26 protein-coding genes are annotated in these 25,775 nt (G+C 64.9%); 12 read left to right on the top strand and 14 right to left on the bottom strand.

Going from position 1 to position 25,775, the window contains the following annotated elements:
* Positions 1-33: 33 nt before the first annotated feature.
* The 9 genes from EV675_RS23660 to EV675_RS23620 form a co-directional block, all read right to left on the bottom strand.
* Positions 34-693: an FABP family protein gene (locus EV675_RS23660; protein WP_130360602.1), complete on the bottom strand. Its 660-nt coding sequence runs from the start codon at positions 691-693 to the stop codon at positions 34-36.
* Positions 694-786: 93 nt separating this feature from the next.
* Positions 787-1,326 (bottom strand): 3-isopropylmalate dehydratase small subunit, encoded by a 540-nt coding sequence (locus EV675_RS23655; protein WP_130360600.1) that lies wholly within the window; start codon positions 1,324-1,326, stop codon positions 787-789.
* A 28-nt stretch (positions 1,327-1,354) separates the two neighbouring features.
* Positions 1,355-2,626: a 3-isopropylmalate dehydratase large subunit gene (locus EV675_RS23650; RefSeq protein ID WP_165404744.1), complete on the bottom strand. Its 1,272-nt coding sequence runs from the start codon at positions 2,624-2,626 to the stop codon at positions 1,355-1,357.
* A 17-nt stretch (positions 2,627-2,643) separates the two neighbouring features.
* Complete coding sequence (locus EV675_RS23645; RefSeq protein WP_130360596.1) at positions 2,644-3,375, bottom strand: HpcH/HpaI aldolase family protein; 732 nt, start codon at positions 3,373-3,375, stop codon at positions 2,644-2,646.
* 16 nt (positions 3,376-3,391) lie between these two features.
* Positions 3,392-4,375: a Bug family tripartite tricarboxylate transporter substrate binding protein gene (locus tag EV675_RS23640; protein WP_165404743.1), complete on the bottom strand. Its 984-nt coding sequence runs from the start codon at positions 4,373-4,375 to the stop codon at positions 3,392-3,394.
* A 138-nt stretch (positions 4,376-4,513) separates the two neighbouring features.
* Positions 4,514-5,494, bottom strand: a complete 981-nt coding sequence (locus EV675_RS23635) for a LacI family DNA-binding transcriptional regulator (protein ID WP_165404742.1) — start codon at positions 5,492-5,494, stop codon at positions 4,514-4,516.
* A 156-nt stretch (positions 5,495-5,650) separates the two neighbouring features.
* A complete protein-coding gene (locus EV675_RS23630) occupies positions 5,651-6,631 on the bottom strand; it encodes a Bug family tripartite tricarboxylate transporter substrate binding protein (RefSeq protein WP_130360590.1) in 981 nt (326 codons plus the stop codon).
* A gap of 64 nt (positions 6,632-6,695) precedes the next feature.
* The gene (locus tag EV675_RS23625) at positions 6,696-7,835 is read right to left on the bottom strand and encodes an acyl-CoA dehydrogenase family protein (RefSeq protein WP_130360588.1); all 1,140 of its coding nucleotides are present in this window, start codon (positions 7,833-7,835) and stop codon (positions 6,696-6,698) included.
* Between the two features lie 31 nt (positions 7,836-7,866).
* Complete coding sequence (locus tag EV675_RS23620; protein WP_130360586.1) at positions 7,867-8,313, bottom strand: MaoC/PaaZ C-terminal domain-containing protein; 447 nt, start codon at positions 8,311-8,313, stop codon at positions 7,867-7,869.
* 231 nt (positions 8,314-8,544) lie between these two features.
* Here EV675_RS23620 and EV675_RS23615 point away from each other — a divergent pair, with 231 nt between their 5' ends.
* Positions 8,545-9,354, top strand: a complete 810-nt coding sequence (locus tag EV675_RS23615; protein WP_130360584.1) for an IclR family transcriptional regulator — start codon at positions 8,545-8,547, stop codon at positions 9,352-9,354.
* On the top strand, positions 9,354-10,157 hold the full coding sequence (locus EV675_RS23610) for an IclR family transcriptional regulator (RefSeq protein WP_130360582.1): 804 nt from the start codon (positions 9,354-9,356) through the stop codon (positions 10,155-10,157). Before EV675_RS23615 ends, EV675_RS23610 begins: the two co-directional genes overlap by 1 nt.
* Positions 10,158-10,167: 10 nt before the next feature.
* Here the strand turns inward: EV675_RS23610 and EV675_RS23605 are convergent, their stop codons facing one another.
* Complete coding sequence (locus tag EV675_RS23605; RefSeq protein ID WP_130360580.1) at positions 10,168-11,121, bottom strand: alpha/beta hydrolase; 954 nt, start codon at positions 11,119-11,121, stop codon at positions 10,168-10,170.
* A gap of 123 nt (positions 11,122-11,244) precedes the next feature.
* Here EV675_RS23605 and EV675_RS29780 point away from each other — a divergent pair, with 123 nt between their 5' ends.
* Genes EV675_RS29780 through EV675_RS29775 form a run of 4 tightly spaced genes read left to right on the top strand, consistent with a single transcriptional unit; the run spans position 11,245 to position 14,913 of the window.
* The gene (locus tag EV675_RS29780) at positions 11,245-11,673 is read left to right on the top strand and encodes a VOC family protein (protein WP_165404740.1); all 429 of its coding nucleotides are present in this window, start codon (positions 11,245-11,247) and stop codon (positions 11,671-11,673) included.
* Between the two features lie 10 nt (positions 11,674-11,683).
* A complete protein-coding gene (locus tag EV675_RS23595; RefSeq protein ID WP_124690834.1) occupies positions 11,684-12,235 on the top strand; it encodes a cupin domain-containing protein in 552 nt (183 codons plus the stop codon).
* A gap of 30 nt (positions 12,236-12,265) precedes the next feature.
* Positions 12,266-13,879, top strand: coding sequence for a rhodanese-like domain-containing protein (locus tag EV675_RS23590; RefSeq protein ID WP_130360576.1), 1,614 nt, complete (start codon positions 12,266-12,268; stop codon positions 13,877-13,879).
* A 41-nt stretch (positions 13,880-13,920) separates the two neighbouring features.
* Complete coding sequence (locus EV675_RS29775) at positions 13,921-14,913, top strand: Bug family tripartite tricarboxylate transporter substrate binding protein (protein WP_165404739.1); 993 nt, start codon at positions 13,921-13,923, stop codon at positions 14,911-14,913.
* A gap of 24 nt (positions 14,914-14,937) precedes the next feature.
* Here the strand turns inward: EV675_RS29775 and EV675_RS23580 are convergent, their stop codons facing one another.
* Entirely contained in the window at positions 14,938-15,681 is a 744-nt protein-coding gene (locus tag EV675_RS23580) for an IclR family transcriptional regulator (protein ID WP_130360574.1), read from the bottom strand.
* A 103-nt stretch (positions 15,682-15,784) separates the two neighbouring features.
* The gene (locus tag EV675_RS23575) at positions 15,785-17,440 is read right to left on the bottom strand and encodes a YncE family protein (RefSeq protein WP_130360572.1); all 1,656 of its coding nucleotides are present in this window, start codon (positions 17,438-17,440) and stop codon (positions 15,785-15,787) included.
* Positions 17,441-17,881: 441 nt separating this feature from the next.
* Between EV675_RS23575 and EV675_RS23570 the strand changes: the two genes are divergently transcribed.
* The 3 genes from EV675_RS23570 to EV675_RS23560 all read left to right on the top strand — a co-directional run bounded on the left by EV675_RS23570 (position 17,882) and on the right by EV675_RS23560 (position 20,734).
* Positions 17,882-18,862 carry a tripartite tricarboxylate transporter substrate-binding protein gene (locus EV675_RS23570; protein WP_130360570.1) on the top strand — a complete coding sequence of 327 codons (981 nt, stop codon included), beginning with the start codon at positions 17,882-17,884 and terminating at the stop codon, positions 18,860-18,862.
* A gap of 14 nt (positions 18,863-18,876) precedes the next feature.
* A complete protein-coding gene (locus tag EV675_RS23565; RefSeq protein WP_130360568.1) occupies positions 18,877-19,236 on the top strand; it encodes a cupredoxin domain-containing protein in 360 nt (119 codons plus the stop codon).
* 61 nt (positions 19,237-19,297) lie between these two features.
* A complete protein-coding gene (locus EV675_RS23560) occupies positions 19,298-20,734 on the top strand; it encodes a hypothetical protein (RefSeq protein ID WP_130360566.1) in 1,437 nt (478 codons plus the stop codon).
* A gap of 9 nt (positions 20,735-20,743) precedes the next feature.
* On the opposite strand, the gene EV675_RS23555 is transcribed toward EV675_RS23560, so the two are convergent.
* Together EV675_RS23555 and EV675_RS23550 are read right to left on the bottom strand one after the other, a co-directional pair.
* Positions 20,744-21,223: a Cif family virulence factor gene (locus EV675_RS23555; protein WP_130360564.1), complete on the bottom strand. Its 480-nt coding sequence runs from the start codon at positions 21,221-21,223 to the stop codon at positions 20,744-20,746.
* Positions 21,224-21,227: 4 nt separating this feature from the next.
* Positions 21,228-21,698, bottom strand: a complete 471-nt coding sequence (locus EV675_RS23550) for a hypothetical protein (RefSeq protein ID WP_130360562.1) — start codon at positions 21,696-21,698, stop codon at positions 21,228-21,230.
* Positions 21,699-21,967: 269 nt separating this feature from the next.
* Between EV675_RS23550 and EV675_RS23545 the strand changes: the two genes are divergently transcribed.
* The 3 genes from EV675_RS23545 (at position 21,968) to EV675_RS23535 (ending at position 25,761) form a co-directional block, all read left to right on the top strand.
* A complete protein-coding gene (locus EV675_RS23545) occupies positions 21,968-22,555 on the top strand; it encodes a hypothetical protein (protein ID WP_130360560.1) in 588 nt (195 codons plus the stop codon).
* A gap of 58 nt (positions 22,556-22,613) precedes the next feature.
* Positions 22,614-24,722, top strand: a complete 2,109-nt coding sequence (locus EV675_RS23540) for an LVIVD repeat-containing protein (RefSeq protein ID WP_130360558.1) — start codon at positions 22,614-22,616, stop codon at positions 24,720-24,722.
* Between the two features lie 142 nt (positions 24,723-24,864).
* Complete coding sequence (locus EV675_RS23535; protein ID WP_130360556.1) at positions 24,865-25,761, top strand: LysR family transcriptional regulator; 897 nt, start codon at positions 24,865-24,867, stop codon at positions 25,759-25,761.
* Positions 25,762-25,775: the final 14 nt, after the last annotated feature.

Here is a 25,775-nt window from a genome sequence, read left to right as displayed (position 1 = left end):
TCTGGCAATACCCCCTGCCATCGGCTTTTCCTCTCACGACGCCTCGGCCAGCCCTCGCTTGGCAGCCGCCTGCGCCGTGGGATTCGGCGTGGGCTCGCCGATCTTGCGCAGCGTGTTCCGGTCGGTGTGGTGGAAGGGCTCGGCCTGCCCGGGGATGATCAGTATCGTGTCCTGCTCGTAGGACCAGGTCCCGTCGTCGTTGATCGTGACCGTGATGGTGTAGCTCTCGGTCTTGAACGCATATTCCAGGAAGGGATTCGACACGATCCCGTTCGTCAGCGAACCGCGCACGGCCTGGAGGCTGAAACGCTTCGCATCGGCGCTGGCCTGGCCCACGGCCATCGCCGTCTGCCCGCGCGGAATCGACAGCGTCTGCATCACCGCGCCCGTCGCGGGCTCCCACAGCCAGTAGCCGACCTGGTCGTGGAAGGTCTCGACGTCGTCCGGCTTGACGATGCGGGTGTGATAGCGCAGCCCGTAGAACAATTGCGGACCGTTGGTCTGCGCATCGATGGGCTGCAGCTCCATGTGCTCGATGAAGGCCTGCTTCTCGGGGCCATCGGCCTTGGGATTGATGTCGAGCCCGCGCGCACCCGTCCAGATGCCGGCCATGCCGGTCAGCGGTCCTAGGTTGGCGAGCGTGTGGACATCGGGTTCCGGCTCGGTGTAGATGTCCTTGGGATAATTTTCCATGGTAGGTCCGGCAACAACGCTTAGTGACGAAGAAGCCGGATTTATGCAAGCGGCCCGGATGGATGTCAAGAAAAATCCCTTCCGGGCGCAGCCCTACGCCACCGCCCTCGCCTGCTCTTCCATCCACCATTGCCTCAGCATTTCCGTCGCACCTCCCTTGGCGACGATCTTCCTGAGCTCCTCCGGCAAGGGAGGATAGTCGCGGACGAGACCGCTCGTCAGGTTCTCGAATCTTCCGGTATCGAAGTTCACCCGCAGCCGGTCGCCATCGGCGGCCAGGGCGGAAACGCCCGCGGAATCGGCCATGAACATCAGCCCGACACTGATCGCGCCGCGAAAACTCAGATAGGGCATGGACTCGCACACAACGCCGACGCCCAGCGAACGCAGCGCGATATAGCCCTGCACGTGAGCCTTGCCCTTGCCGAAATTGCGGCCGGCCAGAACGATGTCGCCCGGTTCCACGCTGGTCCGGAAAGCGGGGCGGTCCTCTTCCAGGACGTGGCTCTTGAGCACGTCGGGGTCGAATACCTTGTCCGTCACGTACTGCTGGGGCATCAGATATCCGTCATGCCGGACATCATCCCCGAACTTGTGGCAACGCCCCTCGTACAGCCAGGTTTCACTGATCATTTCCCACTCCTTGCATGTCGATCGGCGGTCATGCCGCCGCCAGTCTGCGCGCATCCGCGATCTCGCCGCGCAGCGACGAGGCCGCAACGGTGGCCGGGCTGGCCAGGTAGACCTGCGCGTCTCGGGGCCCCATCCGGCCCGGGGCATTGGTGGCCGCGGTGGAGATCGACACCTCGCCCGGCCCGAGGGGGCCGACCTTGCCACCCGAGCAGACGCCGCAGCCCGGCTGCAGGATGATCGCCCCCGTCCTCTGGATGCTCGAGATGAGTCCCTCGTCCGCGGCACGGCGCGCCGTCTCGACCGAGCCCGGCGCGACATACAGGCGCGTCCCCGACGCAATCCGCTTGCCGCGGATCAGCGACTCGGCAATGACCAGATCCTCGTAGGTGCCGGATCCGCAGGAACCGATGAACGCGTGATGCACGTGAACGCCCGTCACTTCGCTCACGTCCACGGCGCGGTCGGGACTGCCGGGCAAAGCCACCTGGGGTTCGAGTTCGCTCAGGTCGAAGACTTCGTCTGCCTCGTAGCGGGCATCCTCGTCGCTGCAAAGAGCGGCCAGGTCCAGATCGCCGTCGAGCGGGATCGACCCGCTCAACCGCCCGGACGGCGGGATGAACAAAGTGGCCACGCCTATCTCGGTCGGCGAATTGCACAGCGCGACGCGGTTCGAGAAATCCATGTCGTGGACAGCTCCCGCCAGTTCGATGACGCGATAGCTGTATTTGCCGCCGAACAGCCTTCCATCCACCATGTCTCGCGATATCCGATAGCCGACGTCCCGGCCATAGACGCCGGCCTTCAACTGTCCGGTGAAGACGATGCGCACCGTCGGCGGGACGGTGAACCAGGTCGTTCCGCGCGCGATGACAGTAGCGATCTCGGTCCCCATTCGTAGCGCAACGGCCCCGATCGCACCGAAGTTGGTGCAATGCATGTCGTTGGCGAAGATGAACATGCCGGGTCGGACCAGGCCTTGCTCCATGGGAAAGATGTGCCCATGGCCGCCCGCTCCGATGTCATAGAATTTATCGATCTTCCACGCCTTGACGGCCTCGCGGATCTTCATGCCCTTTTGCGCCGCCTTGGGCGTCGTGTACACCACGTCGTGATCCGTCACGATCACCACCCGCGAGGGATCCCACAGTTTGTCGATGCCGATGTCGTCCAGCTCTTCCTTGGTCGAACCCACCTGCCCGTCATGCATGAACATCAGGTCGGGGATCGGATAGACCACATCTCCCGGCTTGACGGCCGGCACGCCGGCCGCCCGCGCGACAATCTTTTCAAACGCTGTCATTCCCATGGTCCACCTCTCTAACTCGCCTGGCCGATCGTGTGCTGCCACAGGCACCGTGTGCCCTCTGTCACGATTTCCTTGGAACTCACATCCTCGATGAAGTCCTCCCGCATCCTCTTGCCGGCGGCATGGACGATGTCGAAGGCCTTCGCGCGAGCCTTCAGGACCTCAGGATGCTTCGCCTGCCCCGGATAGCCCAGGCCTTGCGAGAAATCGTTCATCCCGATGTAGAAAAAATCGACGGCATCGAGGTTGACCATGCTGGGCAGATTTTCCAGTCCCTCGCGGTCCTCGATCATCAGGCACACCACCATGTTCTCGTTGCACCGACGGTAGAAACCGGTCCGGTCCCCCTTGTCCATCGCATAGTCGACGCCTCGGGCGCTTCCGAACGAACGATCGCCCATCGGGCCGAAATAGGCAGCGCGCACCACCTGTTCCGCCTGCTCCAGCGTCGAGATATGCGGCGCCACGATTCCCTGCACGCCGCGGTCGATGAACTGCTGGATGGTGCTGGAACGAATGTCCGGCACCCGCGCCAACGTCGTCATGCCACAAAGATCGGCCGCGCGGCAGGTTTCTTCGATTTCCCGAAGGGAAAACGCGCCGTGCTCACCGTCGATCTGGATGAAATCCAGGCCAAGCTTGCCGACGATCTCCACGGTTTGCGGGGATGGCCAGCTCAGGATGGCGCCATAACTCTTCCGGCCATCCTTCATGGCGGCCTTGACCCTGTTAGGGAAATACATGTTCACCTCGTGGTGTCTAGTGTGAATTCCTGAGCCCGATCGAGTCGATAACGCCCGACCACTTGGCGGCCTCGTCGTCCATGAAGGACTTGAACTGCTCCGCCGTCGAACCCACGGCCAGGGTGCTGCTGGTCCGCAAGTAGTCGACTACGCTTTTCTCAGCCAGCGCTTTCGAAAAATCGGCCTGTATCTTCCGAACGATGCCGGCCGGAAGTCCTGGCGGCGCGACCACGCCGGACCAACCTTCCACATACATGCCCTTCAGCCCCGATTCGTCCAGGGTCGGGACGTCGGAGAACGCATCGATTCGCTGCCTGCCTCCCACGGCGATCAGGCGCACGTTTCCGGAACGGATCGTCGCCATGGCCCCGGGCAACGGCATGAACATGAAATCGGTGGTTCCGCTGGCGACATCCAGCAGGGCCGGGCTATCGCCCTTGTTGGGGATGTGATAGAGCTTTACGCCCGCCCGGCTGGCAAACAGTTCGGCCGCGAGATGCCCCACATTGCCTACGCCAGCCGAGCTGTAATTGACGCCCTGCGGCTTGTTCTTGATATAGGCAATCAGTTCCGGGACGGTCTTTACAGGCAGTTTTCCGTTGACGACCAGTGCGAACGGAATACTGGTCATCTGAGTGACCGGCGTGAAGTCCTTCAGCGGGTCGAACGGTATTTCCTTGTATATGAACTGATTGACCGTCATGTTGCCGGGCGCGGCATAACCGATGGTGTAGCCATCGGGGGGAGCCTGCTGGACAGCCGACATGCCGATGATGCCGTTTGCCCCCGCCTTGTTCTCCACCACGACCGGCTGCTTCCAGATCGCCGCCAGGGCGGCCGCGATCTGCCTGGCGGACCCATCTGCCGACGACCCGGGAGCCTGGGCAACAATGAATCTCACCTGTCGGTTCGGCCACTCGCCGGCTTGGGCCATACACGGCCCCCCCGCCAGCCATGCCATCAACGCGAGCGCCCCCATCCCGATCCGACTGGTCTTCATTTCTCCTCCTTTATGGTATCGATACCATCGCCGATCAAAAAACAACCGCTGCAGGCGATGGCGCATGCGAAATCGCCCGCAACTCTGCGGTGGCTGGTCATGGTATCGATACCATATCACGCCATGCGTCCCGAACGACTAGGAAGTTTCCCGTATGCGGAGTTCAAACCCAACGTCCACATGGCCAGAAGGCGAACCGCCCCCGATCCGCGCGAGCGCGACGCGGGCGGCCTCCCGGCCTATCGCGTAGCGGGGGATGCGCAGGGCGGTGATGGCGGGAGCCAGCATGGCGCCCATCTCCGTATCCTCGAAAGCCACGATGGCAATGCGCCCGGGAATGGGGACCCGCATCTTCTGGCATTCGAGATGCGCGCCCAGAGCCATGTTGCCGCCGAAGAACACGGCCGCGTCCACCTGTGGACGGGCATCGATCAGATCGCGCAGCACGACGGCGCCAGACGCCACATCGCCGTCGGTCGCTATTTCGAGATCCGGACCGGAACGCAGTCCCGCATCGTTCACCGCGGCCCGATAGGCCTTGATCCGCGTTTGCGTGCGCTCGTTATGCGGCGACCGCGCATAGACGCAGGCGATGTTCTCGTACCCGCGATCGATGAGATGCCTGGTCAAGGTGTAGGCGGCGTCGAAGTTCGAAAAGCCCACGGCAGTATCGAGCGGCTGCTCGCACAGGTCGCCCGTTTCGATGACCGGTATTCCCGAAGCGCGTATGAGGTCGATGCACTCGGCGGTATGCACGGTGTTGTGGAGGAGCAGCGCACGAGGCCGCTGAGACAGGAACGCCCGAACGATGGCCTCTTCCCCTTCAAGAGTTTCGCCGGATGTTCCCAGCATGAGGTGATAGCCCAGGGGCGAGAGGAAATCGCTGACCCCTTGCACCATCGCGGTCAGAAACAGGTGGTTGATGCTGGGAATGACCGCCGCGATCAATTGGGTCTTCTGGGACTTCAGACTGCCGGCAGGCCCGTTGGGCACGTAACCCAGCTGTTTGATGACACGATGGATCTTGTCCAGGGTCTCGGGAGCAACGGAAGAAGGATGGCTCAACGCCCGGGATACCGTGATGGGCGCCACGTTGGCCAGGCGGGCGACGTCCACCATTCGTACTCTGTCATTTGCCGTTTTTTTCATTCGGATTGCTTGCACTGAAATCGTGAGAACCGGCCGGCAGCATTCCCCATGAAGCCGGCGGCCCAACCTGACGATTGTGATGCAAGGAACCGGAATAGTCGATCCGCCCGTGACTGCTTTCGTTCGTCACTGCTGCTCGATGCCGGCCGCCTTGACCAGCTTCGTCCACCGGGTGATTTCCACCTTCTGGAACTCCGCCAGTTCCTGGCGGGTTCCCGGAATCGGCTTCCAGGCGTTGTCGCCGAAGTACTTGGCGGCCTCCTGCGATTGCATGATGGGCACGATAAGCGCGTTGAGCTTGTCGGCGATATCGTTCGGGGTGCCCTTGGGCGCGAACACCGCCAGCCAGCCGCTGGCCTCGTAGCCGGGGACGCCCTGCTCCGCGATCGTCGGGATGTCTTCGTAGCCCGGCATGCGCGTAGGCGTGGACACGCCCAGGGCCTTGAGCTTGCCGGCGCGCACGTGCGGCATCACCGCCGGCGCGTCGCCGAACACGATGTCGATCTGCCCGCCCATCACATCCGTGACGGCCAGCGGCAGCGTCTTGTACGGCACGTGCAGGATGTCGATGCCGGCCAGTTCCTTGAGCACTTCGCCGCCGGCCCTGGACGAGGAGTTGCCGGAGCCGAAGGTCAGCTTGCCGGGATTTTTCCTGGCCGCCGCGATCAGTTCCTGCACGTTGTGGTACGGCGCGCCGGGCGCCACCGTCAGCACCACGCCGCCCACGATCATCGCGGTAATCGGCACGAAATCCGCCACGGGGTCGTAGGGCAGCTTCTTGAACAGCGCGAGGTTCGCCGCATGCGTCGTATTCGTGCCGATGACGATGGTGTACCCGTCCGCGGGTTGGCGCAGGACGTGCTGCAAGGCGATGAACCCGCTGGCGCCGGGCTTGTTGTCGACGATGACCGGCTGCCTGGTGATCTCGGTGATGTGTTTGCCGAGGAAGCGGGCAGCCAGGTCGGTCGTCGTGCCGGCGCCGAACGGCACGACGATGGTGATGGGCTTGCCGGGAAAGCCTCCCGCCTGGGCCCGGACCTGCGGCGAGGCGGCCAGCGCCAGCGATCCTCCCAGCAACAGGGCTTGCAGTGTATGGATTTTTCTCATGTCATGTCTCCTTTGATGGCCTTGCACATCCAGCGGATGAATGCCGGGGTCGCCTCGCCCGCGATCACATGCGCATCGCCTTGGCGATGATGCTTCGCTGAATCTGCGAGGTCCCTCCGCCTATGGTCGATTGCATGCCCTCGCGGAAATAGCGCTCCATGTCGGACTCGGGCAGCATGCTGTGCCCACCCAGGATCTGCATGCCCTGGCGCGTCACCGTCTGCAGGGTCTCGGACGCCATGAGCTTGGCCATGCTGACTTCGCGCGAGCAGGGCAGGCCCCGCGAGGCCATGTCGGCGGCGCGATACACCATCAGGCGCGACGCATCGACCGCGGTCTGCATGTCGGCCAGCATGTGGCGTATCACCTGGAAGTCGTAGATCGGCTGGTCGAATTGGATGCGCTCGTGCGCATAGCGCAGGGCGTCGCTGACGGCCTGCTGCGCGTTGCCGACGTAGGCGGCGGACACGGCTATCCGTTCCAGCTCCAGATGGTCGGTGATGATGCGCCAGCCGTCGCCCGGCTCGCCCATCATGTTGGCATCGGGTACCCATGCATCGTCGACGAAGATCTCGGTGGTGCCCGTGGCGCGGCGCGCCATCGTCGGTAGTCGCCGGATGTCCAGGCCCTTCGTGTCGTTGGGCACCAGCAGCACCGACAGGCCTTTGTGCTTCTTCGCCTCCTTGTCGGTGCGCACCAGCATCGCGATCACGACGTTCCGGGCCGCCGCGCCGGAACACCACAGCTTCTGGCCCCGGATCACCCAGCCCTGGTCGCGCGGCTCGGCCCGCGTGCGCGTCGACGCCGCGTCGGAGCCGGCCTGGGGCTCGGAAATCGAGATCGAGAAACGCAACTCACCCCGCATGAACGCGGGCAGGTAGCGCTCTTTCTGCTCCGGCGTGCCGAACTTGACGATGTTCATCCCGGTGAACGTCGCGACCATGAAAGCGGTCGCGAAATCGAAGCCATAGCGCGCCAGGCCCTCGCACATCAGCGCGTAGTCGAAGATCGTGCCGCCGTCGCCGCCCTGGTCCTCGGGTATCAAGAGGCGCAGCCAGCCCAGCTTGGCCACCTTTTCATAGGCTTCATAGGGATAGGCGCGGTCGATGTCGCACTGGCGCACATACTCGCGGCCGATCTCCTGCTCCATCACGCGCGCAACGGTATCGCGCCACAACGTCTGCTCTTCGTTCAGGAAATCCATGTCGTTCTCTTTGGAGGAAGGTAGGGAATGGTCATTGGGCCGGCAGGCGCTGGCGGCGTACCAGCAGGCTGAACTCGCAACTCAGCACGGTCTCGTCACGCTGGTTGACCGCGACCAGCTTCGTGGTCGCGATGCCGTGCCGGTCGCCCTTGGCGCGCAGGTCGATGATTTCGCTTTCCGCATGCAGGGTGTCGCCGATGAACGTGGGCTTGAGAAAACGCAGCCTGTCCACGCCGTAGAAGGCCTCGACGACGCTCGAATCGAAGCCGAGCAGCGCGTTCACGACCACGAACACCAGCCCCCCCTGCACGACGCGCTGGCCGTAGAGCGACCGCTTGGAGAATTCCGCGTCCGCGTGGATGGCCAGCCAGTTGCCGGTCAGGCCGCAGAAATTGACGACGTCGGTCTCGGTCATGGTGCGGCCGCCGGAACGGCGGCGCTGGCCCAGGGATAGTTCGTCGAAAGGCTGGGTGATCATCGAATCCGGACCTCCATGCGGGAATGGGGGAAAGGGGAATGGCCGAATTCTAGATTCTTATTTCGTTTTTAAAAGTCTAATTCCATTTTAATTATGTAGAATGACAAGCCGACCCGCCCGAAAAAGAAGCAAATTTCACATTGCCGCGGCGCGGCCAGTCGATGCGAAGTCATTGATATTGCTTGGAAATTCACCAAGCCCGTTTCTTTCCATCACATCGAATTCCATTCCATGGACGACACGTTAGGGACTTTCCCTAGGACTACGACGCCCCGCGATGAGATCCGGGTCCTGGCACGCGGACTGACCTTGCTGAAGGCGTTCTGCCCGCGCAACGCCGCCCGCTCGAACGGAGAGCTGGCGCAGATGACCGCCCTGCCTAAGGCCACCGTGTCGCGCCTGACCGCGACCCTGACCCGCCTGGGCTACCTCGAATACCTGGACGAGTCGGCCCGATACCGCTTGGCTCACGCCGCGCTCGCGCTGGGTTTCGGCGCCTTGTCCACGCAGGACATCCGCATGCGGGCCCGCGAGCACATGCAGCGCTTCGCGGATGACAACGACCTGGTGGTCGTGCTGGCCGTGCGCGAAGGCAACGTGATGGTCTGCCACGAGGTCTGCCGTGGCCGGGGCGCGCTCACCATCCGTGTCGCCGCGGGCTCGCGGCTGAAGCTGCCGCGCTCGGCCATGGGCCGTGCCTGGATGGCCTCTCTTGCCCCCTCCCGACGCGCCGCCGTCCTGCGCGAACTGGAACTGGCCTTCCCCCATGACCCGCTGCATCCGGCGCTGGACGAGGCAGCGGCCGAAATCGCCCGGTCCCGGTTCTGCGTCACGGTCGGCTCGCTGGAACCCGACGTCAACAGCGTCGCGACCCTCATCGACGTGGCGCAATCCCCCGGCGCATACGTGCTCGGCTGCTCGGTGCCGGCCTTTCGCTACCCCCGCGAGCGCTGCGTCGCGGAGATCGGCCCGCTGCTGCTCGGCTTGCGCGACCGGATCGAAGCCGGCCCGGAAACGGCCGGCACCGCGGGAGGCTCCTGATGCGCAAACGCACCCAGGCACTGGAGGCCACCGACGGCGACGAGGGCAATCACGGCATCGACTCCCTGCGGCGGGGCATGGAAGTCCTGCGCTGCTTCCAGCCGGGCGAAAATGCGCTGACCGTTGCCGAGATCGCCCGCCGGCTGGATCTGCCGCGAACGACCGCGCGCCGGCTGTTGAACACGCTGGCCGCGCATGACTTCCTGTCCGGCGTCCCGGACCGCGATGCCTTCCGCCTGCACGTCGCCAGCTTCGTCCTGGGCCAGGCGGTGCTGTCGGGCTCGGAACTGGTACGCAGCGCGACGCCAGTGCTGCAATGGCTGGCCAACCGGCACGCCCTGCATTGCCTGCTGTGCGTGCGCGATCGCGGCGACATGCTGGTGCTCGCGCACCAGGCCGGCGCCGGTACGGCGCATTGCCCCCTCGGGGCCGGGACGCGGCTGCCCATCGCCCGCACCGCGCCGGGCCATGCCTGGCTGTGGACCCAGCCCGTCGCCACGCAGGGAGAATGGCTGACGCCGATGCGGGCGTCGGCCAACCCGGCCGAACACACACACGCCGCGGCCATCTACCAGGCCTTCCACGACCTCGTGCAAGGCGGCGCCTGCGCCTCGTTCGGCACGTGGCGGTCCGGCGTGGGCTTCATCGCCGCTCCCGTCGCGCTGGCCGGCGGCGACAGCGCGGTGATCGCCGGCGTACACACCTGCGCCGCGCCGCAAGAGCGAAGCCGCATCGAGCGCGAATGCACGCCGGCCTTGCTGCAGGCGGCCGGCACGATACGCCGGGAGATCAGGCGGGTGTGAATCGTCCTCCTCAAGCACCATTCCTGATGAAGTCCAGCAAGGCCATCCCGAAGTCCGCATCGGCGGTGTTCAGGTGCGCGATGATGGACGTGTGGTTGTGCCCGGCCAGCCACATGAAACGTGGCGACCGGCGCCGGTGGGCGCTCAGGGCGTGATAGAGCTCCGCGTTGTGCACGTCGATCAGCGGGTTCTCGTACTGGGCCACCGCGAGCATGACCGGTAGCCTGGCCAGGCCCTGGGTGGCATAGGTGACCGGCGAACCCTCCTCCATGCGCCGGGCGTCGACACCGTAGTAGGCCTCGACGCGCCGGGCGTTGGGATTCTCGGCGCCAGCTTCGGCTCGCACCCGCCCCGACACCAGGATGAGCCCTGCCAGGCCGCTCCGGCCCCGCGGATGGAAGCGGCTGTCGCCAGCGTAGTGGCCGGCGTGGGTTCCTCCCGCCGAATGCCCCATCAGGAATATCCGGTCGGGATCCCCGCCCCACTGCGCGACATGCCTGCGCACCCAGGCCACCGCGGCGGCGATGTCCTGCGTCGCGCTCGGGAAAGGATGTTCCGGGGCAAGGCGGAACTCCACGTTCACGCCCACGACGCCATGGCGCGCCATGAACCACAACACGTTGGCGTAGATCTCGGGCGTGCGATTCTTTTCCCCGTCCACGAACGCCCCGCCGTGCACGAACATCAGGACGGGGCGAGCCTTGCGGGTGCCCGTTCCTTCAGGCCAAGGCGGCACATGGACGTCGAGCCGGTTGCGCTCGTGCGGACCGTAGGACAGGTCCATCTCGCGCGTGCCTACCTTAGGCGCGGCGGCATGCAGCACGTCGTAGGCCTCGATCATGCGCCGGGTGTGGTCCTTGATGTCGCGGCCCCAGACGGGCCCGAGCTCGCGCATCAACGCGCGCACGCTGTCGGGAACCGCGGGCGCATCGGCGGAAGTAGCCGGTGGTCGATGGAACGTCATGCGTCTTCTCCATGGGTTTTTTCGTGCTTGACCCGGATCGGATCAGCCAATTATTATTTTAGAACAGTCGGTCCAATATTTGGAATGTACAAAGTGCGGGGCCGGCGGATGCACTCGGTACACATGACAAGGCACATCCCCACCATGGCTCAACCCCTGCTTGGCAAGCTCCGCCACATCTCCCTTTCGGTGAAGGACATCGAGGAAACCGCGCGCTTCTACGAACAGGCATTCGGCATGTTTCGTGTGCGCCAGTCCAGCGTCGCCGTCATGATGTCCGACGGCGTGGTCAGCCTGGCCATCATCAGCTCGACCAAGAATCCCAACGCCGAGGAACGCGAAGGCCTTCATCACATGGGATTCCTGATCGGCGAAATGGAAGACGCCGCGGAGCGGGTGCTTGGCGCCGGCGCCGAATACCACGGCCAGATCAACGGCGTGGGCAAGGGTCCGGCCACCGAGCGCAAGTACCGCGATCCGAACGGCGTCGTGTTCGACATCGTCACGCGCGAGCACGCCGAGCGCGTGTGGTGCCTGCCGCAGATCGTGTAAGGAGCGATCCATGTCGAATCATCCATACACCCTCGAGCAGTTCTGCGAGAACACCCGCGCCACCCTGCGCCAGGACCCTGGCCGCGCCGGCCAGGAGCGCGTCTGCGCCGACTTCGAACGGCTGCTGCAATCGCCGGCATTCGTCGACAAGTACTGCGGGCCGGAGCTCGAACGCAAGCTGTACCGCGTCCACACCGACCCCGAGCTCGGCTTCGAAGTGCTGGTCCACCTGAACAAGGCGGCGCGCAAATCCCCGCCCCACGATCACGGAGAATCCTGGGCGATCTATGGCCAGGTCACCCGCTGGGTGGACATCACCAACTACCGGCGCAACGACGACGGCCGGCAACCCGGCCACGCCGACCTAACGCTGACCGAGTCCTTCCGGCTGGAACCCGGGCAGGCCCGGTTGTTTCCCCAGGGGGCCATCCACGCGATCGACTACCCCGACCAGGCCGTGTTCGCGCGCGTCACCGGCCGCGACCTGGACGCCTTCCATCGCGACATGTTCGATCTCGAGGCGGGAACGGTCACCCGCATGACCCCGCAGCGAGCCAGCTGACGTGGAACCCCGCACCCTGGAACAACCGACATGAACACGCCTGGACAGGAACGGATCGTGACACCCGCCGAATTGCGGGAGCGCCTGCGACGCGACGGGGAACTCGCGCTGGTCGACGTCCGCGAAGAGCTGCCCTTCTCGCGCGCGCACCTGCTGCAGGCCCGCTGCATTGCGCTGTCGCGGCTGGAAGTCCTGATGCCGCAGCGCGTTCCCCGGCGATCGACGCCCATCGTGCTGTGCGCCGACTCGGCGCTGAACGAACGGGCGCGCGGGCGGCTGGCCCGCCTCGGCTATACGGACGTGTCCGCCCTGGAAGGCGGGCTCGAGGGCTGGGTCCAGGCCGGCCTGCCGGTCTTCAGCGGCGTCAACGTCCCCAGCAAGGCCTTCGGCGAGTTCGTCGAGCATGCCTATCGCACGCCGTCCATAGACGCCAAGGAACTACAGGATCTGCTCGACGCCCATGCCGACGTGCAGGTGTTCGACTCGCGCCCCTACGACGACTACACCGCCGAGACCATCCCCACGTCCACCAGCGCGCCGGGCGCGGAACTGGCGTTCCGCGTTCCCGAAGCCGTCGCGCACGACGACACGCTGGTAGTGGTCAACTGCGCCGGCCGCACCCGCAGCATCCTGGGCGCACAGTCCATCATCAACGCCGGCCTGCCGCAGCGCGTCGTCGCCTTGCGCAACGGCACGATGGGATGGCGCCTGGCGGGGCTGGCGGTGGAAACCGGGGCGGAACGCCGCCTGGCCGCGCCTTCGCGCGAAGCCGCGCAAGCCTCGCGAGCGGCCGCGCAGCGCTTCGCCGATGCCGCCGGCGTGCGCGAGGCCGACCTGTCCATGCTCCGCCAATGGCTGGACGAACGCGAGGCGCGCACGCTCTACGCGCTGGACGTGCGCACCCCCGACGAGACGGCGCGGGATCCGCTGCCCGGCACGCTGTCCGCTCCGGGCGGCCAACTGGTACAGGCGACCGATCTGTATGTCGGCACCCTGCAGTCGCGCATTCTCCTGCTCGACCCCGAGCACACGCGGGCGCTGATGACGGGAGCCTGGCTGCGGTGCATGGGTTGGCGCGACGTCTACGTGGCGCCGCCGCACCGGGTCCGCGACATGGCCGCCCTGCTGGCGACGCGGCCGGCGCCGCTGCCGACGCCTGCCCGCCCGGGGCTGGACGTCGCCGAAGCCCAGGCCTACATGCAGGCCATGGACGTGACGGTACTGGACCTGTCCTGGAGCCGCCAGTACAAGCGCCGCCACGTGTCGGGCGCCGTCTTCGCCTCGCGCAGCCACCTGGGCACGGCCCTGGATGCCCATGCCGGCAGCGCCGGCTACCTGCTGACCTGCGAAGATGGCCGCGTCTCGGGTTTCGCCCTGGCCGAGGCGCAGGCCCTGACCAGCAAGCCCGTCCACTACCTGGCGGGCGGGATCGCGGCCTGGTCCGCGGCGGGCCTGCCGTTGACCGGCGACGGACAACGCTGGTCGGTGGAACCCGAAGACGTCTGGCTGCGCCCCTTCGAAAGGCCGACGCAGACCCGCCAAGCCATGGACGAATACCTGTCGTGGGAAGTCGACCTGCTGGAACAGGCCCGCCTGGACGGCAGCCTGAACTTCCAGGCCTATGCCCCGCAGCGGCCCACCTGAGGCCGCGCACCGTTCGCAACGATAAAAACCGGAGACATCTCATGACACAGCAACGACCCGGCAAGCCCGCTCTTGCCCTGGTGACGCTCGCGCTAGCCTGCGCCGGCCTGCCCGCCGCGCACGCGGCGGACGCCACCTGGAAACCGGCCAAGCCCATCAAGCTCATCGTCGCCTATCCCGCGGGCGGCCCGGTCGACCAGATGGCGCGCGCCTTCTCCAACGAAATGGCGAACGAACTCGGCCAGCCCGTCATCGTCGACAACCGCGGCGGCGCCAGCGGCTCGCTGGGCGCCAACTTCGTCCGCCGCGCCGAACCCGACGGCTACACGATCAGCCTGATCATGGACGCCCACACCATCGTGCCCAGCCTGATCAAGGACGCCGGCTATCGTCCGCTGGAGGACTTCACCCCCATCGGCCTGGTCACGCGCGCGCCGATGGCCATCGGCGTCAACGCGCAGCGGCCCTACAAGACCTTCCGCGACGTAGCCGAAGCCGCCCGGGCGAAACCCCGAAGCGCCAGCTATGGCGTCTCGCAGGGCACGCTGGGTAGCCTGGTCATGCTGCAACTCCAGCGCCTGGGCAATTTCGAACTGCTCAACGTGCCCTACAAGGGCGCCGCGCCCGCGCTGCAGGATGCGCTGGGCGGACAGATAGACATGGTGGTCGGCTTTCCCAGCAAGGTCATGCCCTACATCCAGAGCAAGCAGATGCGCGCGCTGGCCGTCACCTCGAAGGAACGCTCGAAAGACCTTCCCGACGTTCCCACGCTGGGCGAACAGGGCTTCGGCGAGATCGACTGGTCGGGCTGGATGGGGCTGGCGGGGCCCGCCGGCATGCCGCCGGCCATCGTCCAGCGCTACAGCAGCGTCCTGAAGAAGGTATTGTCGGAACCCGCCGTGATCGAACGCTTCAATGCCGCGGGCATGCCGGTGGCCTTCAGCGATCCGCCCGCCTTCGCGAAATTCATGGCGTCCGAGACCGCCTACTGGAACAAGGTCATCGTGGACGGCAAGCTGGCCGCGTCCAACTGACCCTGCGGGGAAGGGCTTTCCCGTTCAGCCGGGAAAGCCCAGCGTTGCCGAGATCGCCTGCGCGTGCTCCTGCAGCAAGGCGATGATCCGCTTGGGCGGCGCCTTGGCCAATCGCACGGCCAGGCCCGTCACGCCTATCGCCGCCACGCACTCGCCACCGGCATCGCGAATGGGCACGGAAATACCCATCACCCCCTCGGCCCACTCTTCGTTGTTGACCGCATAGCCGTCGCGCCGGACCTTCGCCATGATCTTCTCCAGCGCGGCCCGCGTCGTCGGCGTGTTGGGGCCGAAGCTCGGATAAGGCTCGGCCAGCGCATCCAGCTCGGACCCGGACGAAAACGCCAGCAGCACCTTGCCCGACGCCGTCGCGTGCATGGGCGCCTGCCCGCCCGTCTTCGCGTTGACGCGGATGCGGTGGGTACCCTCGACGACGTCCAGATACACGATGCTGTCACGGTCCAGGGCAGCCAGGTACGAGGTCTCGCCCAGTTCGTCGCGCAAGGCCATCAGGGCCGGCCGGGCCAACGCCGCCACGTTGTAGCGCTCGCGGATGCTGCTGCCCAGCGTCCAGGTCTTGAGCGTGGGCATGTAGCTCGCATCGGGCATCTGGCACACATACCCCAGATGCATCAGCGTGTTGAGCAGGCGATGGACATTGCTTTTCTGCAGCTCGGTCTCGCGGGTCAGTTCGGACAGGCTCACCGGCCCGTCGTGCTGGCACAGGCGCTCGAACACCTGGAAGGCTTTGATGACTGTTTTATCCATTCGCGGTCTAGTGTTTCATGTAGCGCTGGCAGGCGCGGCCAATAATAGCAAACGCGCCTCGCGATACTGCCCTGTCGCCGCGGTGACAGGGCCAGCCTGCGGTTCACTCCAGCAATGGGTCTTGGACGAGAGTTACGGAGCCATAGCGTCTGATCGCGAGCTGACCACGCGGACCGGGAACAAGCTTCCAGTTCGAGATATCGGCGGTCATACCTAGGCTCAGCCTTCCAGTCCGCGTATAAGGATCCGAGAAGAAATTCAATTTATTGACACCGGATCCGCCGCCATTCTGCACGCAGACTATACGAGGTATGTTTCCGACAAAACTGCATATGCTGCTTGCCGGCAACGTCGCCTGCAATGCCAGATCGGCAGCGCTCAAGACCACCTCCCCGGCAAGCAACATGCCGTTCCTTTCCTGAGGTATCGAGGGCAAAGCTACTGGCACCTGGACAACGCTTTCCAGTTCCAAACCGTCGGTCCGGACGCCAATCCTGTAGATTTGCTCCAGACTGCCTGCGTATGCGTCCAGACCCCACACCCGGGTCCCTGCCGGATCGAATGCGACGACATTACCACCGTCATATGCCGGTAATGCACGGGGCTGGAGAACCCCATTGCGAATCAGCACCACGCCCGCATGCCCCGGCGACACTTCTGGGGCCGTAAGCGATACGACGACAACCGACGAGTCAATCGGAGAAACGCTGATCGTCTCGGCGTTCGTCTGAAAGGAGAAGGCGTAAACCGGGAGTTTGACTCGGTCGATGAGCGTCATCTCCGGCAACGAGAATCGCGCGACTTCACCGGATCCATTCAACCCGACATACAAGACATCTCCTGACGCGGAGACCGCCAAGGCCCCGGGATCAGAGCCGACTACGGGAGAATATCCAACCGAGCCGGTCTGCGCACTGATGATGGCGAGCCGATTTCCTACGGCGGAAACCCACGCGGGCACCGATGCGTAATACACATTCCCGATACGGTCATAGACGAGGTCGTTATGAGACACGGAGATATCGGTAACGGACACGGCGTCCCGCACGATTTCTCCGTCGGTATCGAAGATGACGGCGTTGCCGCCCACCACCGCGCTCTGCAGGGTCAAGGTATGGGGAGCCACCTTCCACTCTCCTGTCTCCCGCTTCGCGGAACGCTCCATGTAGACCGGTCCGACACCGGCCGCCAGATAAACCTCTTCCTGCGCAACAACGGTGTGTGCAGGCTTCACGCCACCAGTCAGTTGGACGGTTGCCGTGGCCGTCGACGAATAGTGCGCGGTATTCACCGTCCGCCCCATAACAGTACGACCTTTAAAGCCCTTGAAGACCTGCTCGAAGCTGAATCGATAGAAGTCGGATTTCCCGTCTCCGTCCAGATCTACGCCGGCATTGCCTTGCCGGACTATGCGCCGCACGCCATCGACGGGATAGAAAGGTACCGGATACTCGATCAGGGACGGCAGGACTCGATACAACTCGGGCAAGTCATCCTTGGCACCAGCCGGATCATGGACAACCACTCCATCGGCACTTAGGGAGTAGGTCAGTTGCGAGACCAGCCCAGCCACGGAATCCGTCTCTTCAAGATCTCGCTTGCCATCCGCCGCCGCATTGGTGACCCGGCGTGTCAGCGTGCTTCCTTCTGAGCTGGAAAATACCCAGGAATCTCCCGCATTCAACGGAAAATAGTCCCGGCCACCCAGGTCCAGCCGTGGACCCGTGGGATTGCTGTCCTCACTCAGGGTAGGCAGCAAGGCAGGATCCTCTCCTTCATTCGGCGTCCCGGGCGACTCTCCGCCTGGATTGGTCGTTCCACCACCGCCATCACCGCTACCAGCACCATCACCGCCAGCCTCTGCTCCGGGCGGAGTTGATCCTCCCCCTTCGCCACCACCGCAAGAAACCAGGACCAAAGCGCCAAGCACGAGCCACACCCGCAGCGACCGCCGCCATGTCATCTTCATTTTCCCCCCAGGGATTTGTTTAGGTATATACGTCTTTGTCGCATATTGACACAACTTTTCCCCAGGTGGTGAGGCCGTAGCACGTTGGCGACACCATTAGGCGCCCTGATTTCCACGCTTAGGCCGGCCTAACCTGGCGTTCACCCGAAGTGAACGAATTAACGATTGCGCGTCTTCTGCACCGCTCACGCCCTCGATAGGATCGCCCTTTCACATTCTGCGAGACGACCGATGAAGCGTCTGTCCATGATCGCGATGGCCATGGCGGCCACCGCCGCACTTCCCGCCTGGGCCGAATATCCCGAGAAACCGATAACGCTCGTCGTGCCGTTCGCCGCCGGCGGGCCGACCGACAAGGTGGCACGCGACTTCGCGGAAGCGCTGCGCAAGCAGTTGGGCAACATCGTGGTCCTCGTCGACAACGCCGGCGGCGCCGGCGGCACGATCGGGGCCGCCAAGGCGGCGCGCGCCCCCAACGATGGCTACACGCTGCTGCTGCACCACGTCAGCCTGGCCACCTCGCCCGCGCTGTACAGCAAGCTGCCCTACAAGACCCTCGAGGATTTCGAGTACCTGGGCATGGTCAATGAAGTGCCGATGACCGTCATCAGCACGAAGAAACTGCCCGCCAACAACTTTACCGAACTGCGCAAGTGGCTGGACGGCCATCGAGGCAAGATCAACCTCGCCAACGCCGGTGTCGGCTCCGCCTCGCACCTGTGCGGACTCATGCTCCAGGATGCGCTCAAGGTCGAGATGCAGCCCATTTCGTACAAGGGCACCGCGCCGGCGATGACCGATCTCATCAGCGGCCAGGTCGATCTGATGTGCGACCAGACCACCAACACCACCGCTCAGATCGAGGCCGGCATGGTCAAGGCGTTCGCGGTGACGACCCAGCAACGGTTGAAGACGCCGGCGCTGGCCGCGCTGCCCACCCTGGATGAAAGCGGGCTGAAGGGCTTTAACGTCACGATCTGGCACGGTCTCTTCGCCCCCAAGGGCACGCCCAAGGCGATCACCGACAGGCTCAACTCGGCGCTGAAGCTTGCCCTGAAAGACCCCGTCTTCGTGAAAAGCCAGGAAGGGCTGGGCGCGGTCATCATCAACGACGCCCGGGTCAATGGCCCCGAACAGAAGCAATTCGTCGAGGCCGAAATAGAGAAATGGGGCGCGGTCATCAAGGCCGCCGGCCAACAGTACGTGCAATGAACACGGAGGCTGCCATGACGGACCTTGCGCGCCGGCGGCTGATCGCATGGGTGGCGGTGGCGGCGTTCGGCGGCACCGCCGCCGTCGCTGCCGCAGCTTCCACGCAATCCTTTTCCATCTCGATCGTTGGCGGCCGCGTCAAGGGCGACGAGACGCTGAAGGTGCGCAAGGGCGACCAGGTCCGGGTCAGCCTGACCAGCGAGCGGCCGATGATGCTGCACCTGCATGGTTACGAGATCGAGATCAAGGTCGAACCGCCGGCGCCGGCGCTGCTGGCATTCAAGGCCGATCTGGCGGGCCGCTTTCCGGTGCACGTGCATACCCATGGGGCTGGCAATCATCGTGCCGTGCTATTCATCGAAGTCCATCCATAGCGGCGCGGCGCCGAGCAGATCCCTATCGCGAGGGTTGAGCGGGGCATTTCCGGTTCTGGCCATGGCAGCCGCCACGCCCGAAGCGCATGCGCACGGATTCGGGCAGCGCTTCGATCTGCCGCTGCCCCTGTGGCTGTGGCTGACCGGGGCCGGCGCGACCATCGTGCTCACCTTCGCGGCGCTGGCGCTGTTCGCGCGCCAACGCGACTTCGGCGCAGCCTTCCTTCGAAGCACCGATCTGCTGCGGTTCTCCCTGCTGCGCCGCGTGGCCCATCCGCTCGCTGCCGTACTGCGCACCGTCAGTTGCGCACTGTTCCTGCTGACCCTGGCCACCGGCTTCTACGGCAATGCCGACGCGTATGCGAACCTCTCCGTCACCATGGTCTGGGTGCTGTGGTGGGTGGGCATGGCCTTCTTCTGCGCGCTGATCGGCGATCTGTGGGAGATCGTCAACCCGCTGCCAACGCTGTATCGCGCGGCCGTGCGCGTGATCGGCCGCCGGGAATCGCTGGGCTGGACTTACCCGGCGCGATGGGCCGCGTGGCCGGCGGTCGTCTTGTTCTTCGCCTTCGCCTGGGCCGAACTGATCTGGCAGGACAAGGACGTGCCGGGCGCCATCGCCACCGCCCTGCTGGCGTATTCGGTGCTGGGCTGGATAGGCATGCTGCTGTTCGGTGTGGAGGCCTGGCGCCGCCAGGCCGACGCATTCGCGATGGTGTTCCGGGTGCTGGGCCGCTTTGCGCCTCTGGAAATATGCGGTTCGACACCGACCGAACCCGCGTGCCTGCGCCTGCGCCCCTACGCCGCCGGGCTGCTGACGAAGGAGCCGGTGTCCAATTCCGTGGCGGCCTTCGTACTGCTGATGCTGGCAACCGTTACCTTCGACGGCTTCCACGAGACGCCCCTGATGGATCGCATCGGAACCGCCGCGCAGATGTCGCGCCCCGTGGCCGAGACACTGTTCACGCTTTCCTCCGTGACGGCGCTGGATGAGACACAGTGGCTGAACACCTTGCTGCTGTTGCTGTTCCCGATCGCCTTCGTGCTGATTTTTCGCGGGGTCAGTGCATGGATGTTGCGCCTGGCCGGCGAAACGGCCCGCGCCGCCCGTGCCCAGGCGGACCTGAACGCAATGGTCTGGAGCCTGGTGCCGATCGCCGTGGCCTACCACCTGGCGCACTACGCGTCGCTGCTGCTGACCACCGGCCAGTTCATCATCCCTCTCGCGTCGGATCCGTTCGGCTGGGGCTGGAATCTGTTCGGCACGCGCGGGCGCGCCGTCGACCTGGGCATCCTCGGTCCGGCCGTCTACTGGTACGTTGCGGTCACGCTGATCGTCGTCGGCCATGTGCTGGCGGTCATCGTCGCGCACGTCGAAGCGGCGCGGCGTTTCGCCAGCCACCGCGCGGCGATGATCAGCCAGTTGCCGATGCTCGCGCTAATGGTGGCCTATACCAGCCTGAGCCTGTGGATCATGGCCCAGCCCATCGTGGGCTGATATCCGATATCAGGGCGCGGGGCGCTGCTGCTGCGCCTGCGCCCAGGACTGGAAGTCGCTTTTATCGCTCGACCAATGCAGGTGGACGATGCGGAAGCTGTCGCCGACACGCCGCACGATCGCCGTCTCCAGCGTGACCTGGTCGATTTCCCTGCCGTTGGGCAGCTTGCCCGTGACGCGGTAAGTGCTCAGCACCCAGCGTTCGTTGCCGCTGCCGCCCAGACGCCTGGCCTGCAACTTCCAATCGGAAACGGCGGCCATGTCGATGTCGCTCGGCAGATGGCTCAACGCGTAGGCTTCGACCGTCGCGTCCATGGTGCCGAACTCGAATACGACCAGCCCGCGGTCCAGGTGCGAAAGCGCCGCTCCCGTATCCTTGCGCTTGAGGGCGGCATGGAAGCCGTCGACCGCATCGGCGGGAAGTTTCCCGCTTTGCGCCCACGCCGAGCCGGCCAGAGCCAGGCCCGTGGCCACGAGCAGCGGACGCATCCGTTCAGGCCACACGCTGCTTGCCCCTGTCGTCGCCAAGCGAGGTCGCCGGCGGATTGGGGTCCAGCTCTTCGACGACGAACAGGTCACCCGGGGCCATTCCCTCCAGCGAACCATCCTTGCTGCGCACGGTGATCGCATCCGCGGTATTGCTCTGGACCCAGTAGACGTTCCCGAAACGCGCGCCTTTCAACACGGTCAACCGCCAGCCGCGCAGTGCATTGGGTACGGGCGGCACCGCTTTCGGGCCAAGCGGCTGGAGACGCAGCGTGTAGATCCGGCCCGCCTTGTTGGCTGAACCAAGACCGGTCACCTTGCCGGGAAAGCGGCGCAGTACAGGATCGACGATCGGGTCGTGCCCGGCTAACAGCATGCCGCCGCGCCATGCGGGGTCGGCCGAGGCATCCAGCGCCAACAGCAAGGCGCCAGCCATCAACGAGGCCCGAGCACCGCTGGAGATCCATTTCAGCAACATCGTCGTCCCCGTCCTTTGCTTGAAGGCTCGCAGTATCAACCAGCGCCGCGGGCGCGGGCAAGAGGGGCGGGGCCAGCCGCCGATCAGGGTTCGCGTGTGGAGAAAATACCGGCTGCACGTGGGAGAGCAAGCATCCACGCGGGTTTTCGATGAGTACCTCGGGCACGGGGTCTCGGTGGCGGTGCCGGTCCGTTCACCTATGCCGAACGAGTTAACCGCCGGTTGTCTTCCGGCGTACCGGGGCCGCGACTATAACCGGGGCCACGGCCATGGCTCACACGACTTCGGTGATCCGCATCGATGAATTTGAACAACATGACATGCACTCTTCCCTGACAGAGAGAAAACCCTGGCCGTGGTGGCTCCTGGCCACGATCGTTGCCGTACTGGCGGGGATGTGGTGGCAGCCATGGCGCGACGATCCGACCGAGCCGGCGGCCGCCTTGCTCCCGGACTCCGCTCCGATGTGCGCTCCCGATACGGCTGAATCCGCTGCACCGATCCGGGCCTCGACTTCCTCGCCTGCGCCGGCGTTCAAGCTGGAGGGCACGGTCGTCGGCGGCTCGAGCAGTTTCGCGATGGTGCGGCACACAACCGATTCGCGGCTGTTGCAGCTTCGCGTGGGCGACCGCGTCGAAGATCTCGTCGTTACCGGAATCGAAACCGACCGGGTCGTGCTGACTGGCATGGGGGGACCTGTCGTGATCGAAACCTGGCCCCAGGCAGCCGCGGCCCCGGCCGATGCCGAACCGCTCCCGCCGGCCGGCGCCGCCGCTGCGCCTCCCCTGCTTCCCATCGAGCAACTCCCCGAGGCGTACAGAGGACCCGCGCCCGGGAACGAAGTCGAAGGGCATTGACCCGAATACTCCCCGCTCCGCTTACCCACAACCACTCTGAAACGAGAGGAGACACCCCGTGAAAACGCATATAGGCCTATCGATGGTCGCCCTGGCCACGGCTGCGTTGATCGCCGCCTGCGGCAGCGACGACAGCCCGGTGCCCGGCACGGACACACCCGTCGCCGGCGACCCCATCCCGGCCAAGAAGATCGACTACTGCGAGCCAGGCCCCGGCGACCAGCCCGAGACCGGCATCCGTGGCGGAATCCCCGCGGCCGATCGCGGCCCCGCCAGGAACGAGGTGACCTTCAAGGGCTTCTGGTGCGGCGCGCGCAAAGTCGCCCAGCACAAGCTGTTCGATCGCGGCGCCTTCGGCGACCTGCAGTTGAAGGACCGCTGCGCCTACGCTTCCCGGCGCGATGGCGCCAAGGATGCACTGGGCCAACCGATTACCGACCAGAAACAGTACGTCGGCACCATCGTCTTCGACATGAAGACCCCGACGAAGATGGCGGTCACACCCGACGACGACCAGGTCGGCCACGCGTCCTTCGACCCGGCCGGCCCGAACCCGTACGGAAAAATCCTGCGCACGCCCGCGATGATCCGCGCCTACTCGGCGCTCGAACTCCAGGGCAACATCATGATCGGCGCCTACAAGGACAACGGTCCCACCGTGGACGGGAAGGTCACCAACCCGCTGGACGTCTACGACGTCAGCGACTGCCTGCACCCCGTTCCGCTCAGCACCACCTACAACACGCCCCAAGGCAACCACGACGGCTGGCTCACGCCCGACGGCAAGACCTACTACGGCATCCCGTTCAGCGGCGATCCGATCATCGGCCGCGGCAACGTCGACAACGGCAACAAGAACCAGGTCGTTCCCGAGGCCGTCAATCGCATCGACATGCATGTGACCGACCTCTCGGACCCCAGGAAACCGAAGTCCCTGCTGAACTGGAACCGCCTGGACCTGCCCCAGGCAGTCCAGGACAATCTTGACTGGAAGATCCTGAACACGACCCACTTCCACGACGTCAGCACCAATAACGATGGAACGCGCGTCTACATGGCGCTATATGGCGGCACCAACTCCCTGGGTGGAGGCAACAAGACCGCCATCGAGGCAAGAACCCAACGCTGCGGCAACGGCCTGCTCATCATGGACTCGAGCGACATCGTCAAGCGTGTGCCCAACCCGAAGTTGAAGTACATCAGCTTCGTCTCGTGGTGCGACGACAAGCAGATGATCGACCCCGACTTCGGCAACGGCGAAACGGCATCGGCCCATGCGACCGAATGGGTGCGCCACGTCAACGGCAAGGAATACATCGTTTCGACCGAAGAGTCGGGCGGCGGCCTGGGCGGCACACCTTCGGGAATCTGCGCGCACCAATCCTACGCCCGCATGATCGACATCTCGGACGAGAAGAACCCGCAAGTCGTCGGCACCTACAAGTCCGACGCCAACAAGCCCGAGAACTGCGAGAAGAACCTGGCCGAAGATACCTGGGCAGGCATGACGCACTATCTCGGCTTTGACGACCGTAGCAACATGCGCCTGGCGGTCTATGCGAGCGCCTACGGCGGCATGCGCTTCGTGGACTGGAAGGACCCCACCCATCCCATCGAAGTCGCCTACTACATCAAGGAGCGCAACACCAGCGACCAGATGGATTTCACCCGCCCCGACCCGCGCTACGACACCGAGAACTGCCTGTACTACACGGGATGGAACCAAGGCGGCCTGGTATCGGTGGAGTTGACCAACCCCGAATACAACCCATGCATGAGCCGCCGCGCGAGCGTCAAGGGAAAAGTGGCTTCGGCGAAGGGCAGCCTGGACGTCTCGGTGGAGGCCAGCCGCAACGGCAACGGCGCCCCTGCCGTGGCTAGCATGACCCTCAAGGGACAGGGTCATGACGCCCAGCTGACCTCGGTGACGCGACTCGGCTCGGCGATCGATGCCAGCGGCGACATCACCGCAACCAGGAATTCGGTGCAGATCGACGGCAACGGCACTTTCGACGGCAAGCCGGCGACGTTCCGGGTCCTGGTGCAGGACAACGGCAACAACACCGGCATCGTCTCCTTCGCCTGCACGTCGGGATGCGACTTCTCGACCAGCGGCTACATGGACGGCAGCGGTGGCAACAAGCTCGTGGTAAGCCAGAAGAACTGACGAACGCCGGCAGCGGCTCGCCGTTCGAAACGATCGACAAGCCGCTGCCCCGGGCCGCATTCGGGGGCGGCTGTCCCAGGCGCTATAGAATACATACAAAGCAAGAAAATCAAAAAAATACAATGGGGAGGCAAGAACCACAGTGCGCGAAGCTCATCTGCGCGATTTGATAGCGGTTGTCGAGACAGGTAGCGTTCGATCCGCTGCCCGGACACTCGGCCTCGCACAAGCCGCCGTCAGCAAGAATCTCACCGCTCTCGAGAAATCGTTGGGCGTGCCCCTGCTGATCCGCTCCGCCCGAGGTGTCGAACCCACCGAGATCGGCCGCATGGTGCTGCGCCGCGCGCGCGTCATCGATGCCGAGCTACGCAATCTGCACGAGGAAATCGAACAGTTCAGCGGCGAACACCACAGCCAGGTCAAGATCGGCCTTTCGGCGACCGCCGAGGCGATGCTGTTATCCGAAGCCGTGGCTCGCTTTCGCGAACACAGGCCGAACACGCAAATCAGTGTGTACGGCGGCCGCTCGTCTTCCACGATCGCGGCGCTGCGCGAAGCCAGGATCGACTTCGCGGTCAGCCCGCTGCCGGCCGACCAGAGCATCACCGACCTGCATACCGAACGCTTGTGCAGTTCGGACCTGGGCGTCATCGTGCGCGCCGATCACCCAGCCGCCGACGCCCGCGACCTGGCCAGCCTCGTGCCCTACGGCTGGCTGTACAGCGTGCAGCAGGCCGGCGGACCGATGATCGTCTCGCTGATGCGCAAGCAGGGCCTGCCCGACCCCACGCTGGTGGCGCACTGCAATTCGGCGAGCGCGCTGGTCGACATGCTGCTCCAGAGCGACTATGTCGCGATCAACAGCCTGGCGGCGCTGGAGCCCCTGCGACAGCGGGGATTGCTGAAGTTCCTGCCCATCGAGCTCGATCTGCCGCTGGCCGTGCAGTACCTGATCACGCCGACGATGCGGCCGCTGACGGCAGTAGCCGCGGCGCTCGCGGCAGAATTCCGGCGCGCCTCGCGCAGGCTGAGGCGGTGAAGCGCTTTACCCGA

It is taken from the genome of Pigmentiphaga kullae, from assembly GCF_004216695.1.
GTDB lineage: Bacteria > Pseudomonadota > Gammaproteobacteria > Burkholderiales > Burkholderiaceae_B > Pigmentiphaga > Pigmentiphaga kullae.
The sequence above is the reverse complement of the archived record's forward strand: the minus strand, read 5'-3'. Positions and strand labels throughout refer to the sequence as shown.

Bases quoted from the DNA above. Each gene is read 5' to 3' on its own strand.
- EV675_RS23660 (WP_130360602.1), bottom strand. From the start codon at position 693: ATGGAAAATTATCCCAAGGACATCTACACCGAGCCGGAACCCGATGTC.
- EV675_RS23655 (WP_130360600.1), bottom strand. From the start codon at position 1,326: ATGATCAGTGAAACCTGGCTGTACGAGGGGCGTTGCCACAAGTTCGGG.
- EV675_RS23650 (WP_165404744.1), bottom strand. From the start codon at position 2,626: ATGACAGCGTTTGAAAAGATTGTCGCGCGGGCGGCCGGCGTGCCGGCC.
- EV675_RS23645 (WP_130360596.1), bottom strand. From the start codon at position 3,375: ATGTATTTCCCTAACAGGGTCAAGGCCGCCATGAAGGATGGCCGGAAG.
- EV675_RS23640 (WP_165404743.1), bottom strand. From the start codon at position 4,375: ATGAAGACCAGTCGGATCGGGATGGGGGCGCTCGCGTTGATGGCATGG.
- EV675_RS23635 (WP_165404742.1), bottom strand. From the start codon at position 5,494: ATGGTGGACGTCGCCCGCCTGGCCAACGTGGCGCCCATCACGGTATCC.
- EV675_RS23630 (WP_130360590.1), bottom strand. From the start codon at position 6,631: ATGAGAAAAATCCATACACTGCAAGCCCTGTTGCTGGGAGGATCGCTG.
- EV675_RS23625 (WP_130360588.1), bottom strand. From the start codon at position 7,835: ATGGATTTCCTGAACGAAGAGCAGACGTTGTGGCGCGATACCGTTGCG.
- EV675_RS23620 (WP_130360586.1), bottom strand. From the start codon at position 8,313: ATGATCACCCAGCCTTTCGACGAACTATCCCTGGGCCAGCGCCGCCGT.
- EV675_RS23615 (WP_130360584.1), top strand. From the start codon at position 8,545: ATGGACGACACGTTAGGGACTTTCCCTAGGACTACGACGCCCCGCGAT.
- EV675_RS23610 (WP_130360582.1), top strand. From the start codon at position 9,354: ATGCGCAAACGCACCCAGGCACTGGAGGCCACCGACGGCGACGAGGGC.
- EV675_RS23605 (WP_130360580.1), bottom strand. From the start codon at position 11,121: ATGACGTTCCATCGACCACCGGCTACTTCCGCCGATGCGCCCGCGGTT.
- EV675_RS29780 (WP_165404740.1), top strand. From the start codon at position 11,245: ATGACAAGGCACATCCCCACCATGGCTCAACCCCTGCTTGGCAAGCTC.
- EV675_RS23595 (WP_124690834.1), top strand. From the start codon at position 11,684: ATGTCGAATCATCCATACACCCTCGAGCAGTTCTGCGAGAACACCCGC.
- EV675_RS23590 (WP_130360576.1), top strand. From the start codon at position 12,266: ATGAACACGCCTGGACAGGAACGGATCGTGACACCCGCCGAATTGCGG.
- EV675_RS29775 (WP_165404739.1), top strand. From the start codon at position 13,921: ATGACACAGCAACGACCCGGCAAGCCCGCTCTTGCCCTGGTGACGCTC.
- EV675_RS23580 (WP_130360574.1), bottom strand. From the start codon at position 15,681: ATGGATAAAACAGTCATCAAAGCCTTCCAGGTGTTCGAGCGCCTGTGC.
- EV675_RS23570 (WP_130360570.1), top strand. From the start codon at position 17,882: ATGAAGCGTCTGTCCATGATCGCGATGGCCATGGCGGCCACCGCCGCA.
- EV675_RS23565 (WP_130360568.1), top strand. From the start codon at position 18,877: ATGACGGACCTTGCGCGCCGGCGGCTGATCGCATGGGTGGCGGTGGCG.
- EV675_RS23560 (WP_130360566.1), top strand. From the start codon at position 19,298: ATGGCAGCCGCCACGCCCGAAGCGCATGCGCACGGATTCGGGCAGCGC.
- EV675_RS23555 (WP_130360564.1), bottom strand. From the start codon at position 21,223: ATGCGTCCGCTGCTCGTGGCCACGGGCCTGGCTCTGGCCGGCTCGGCG.
- EV675_RS23550 (WP_130360562.1), bottom strand. From the start codon at position 21,698: ATGTTGCTGAAATGGATCTCCAGCGGTGCTCGGGCCTCGTTGATGGCT.
- EV675_RS23545 (WP_130360560.1), top strand. From the start codon at position 21,968: ATGGCTCACACGACTTCGGTGATCCGCATCGATGAATTTGAACAACAT.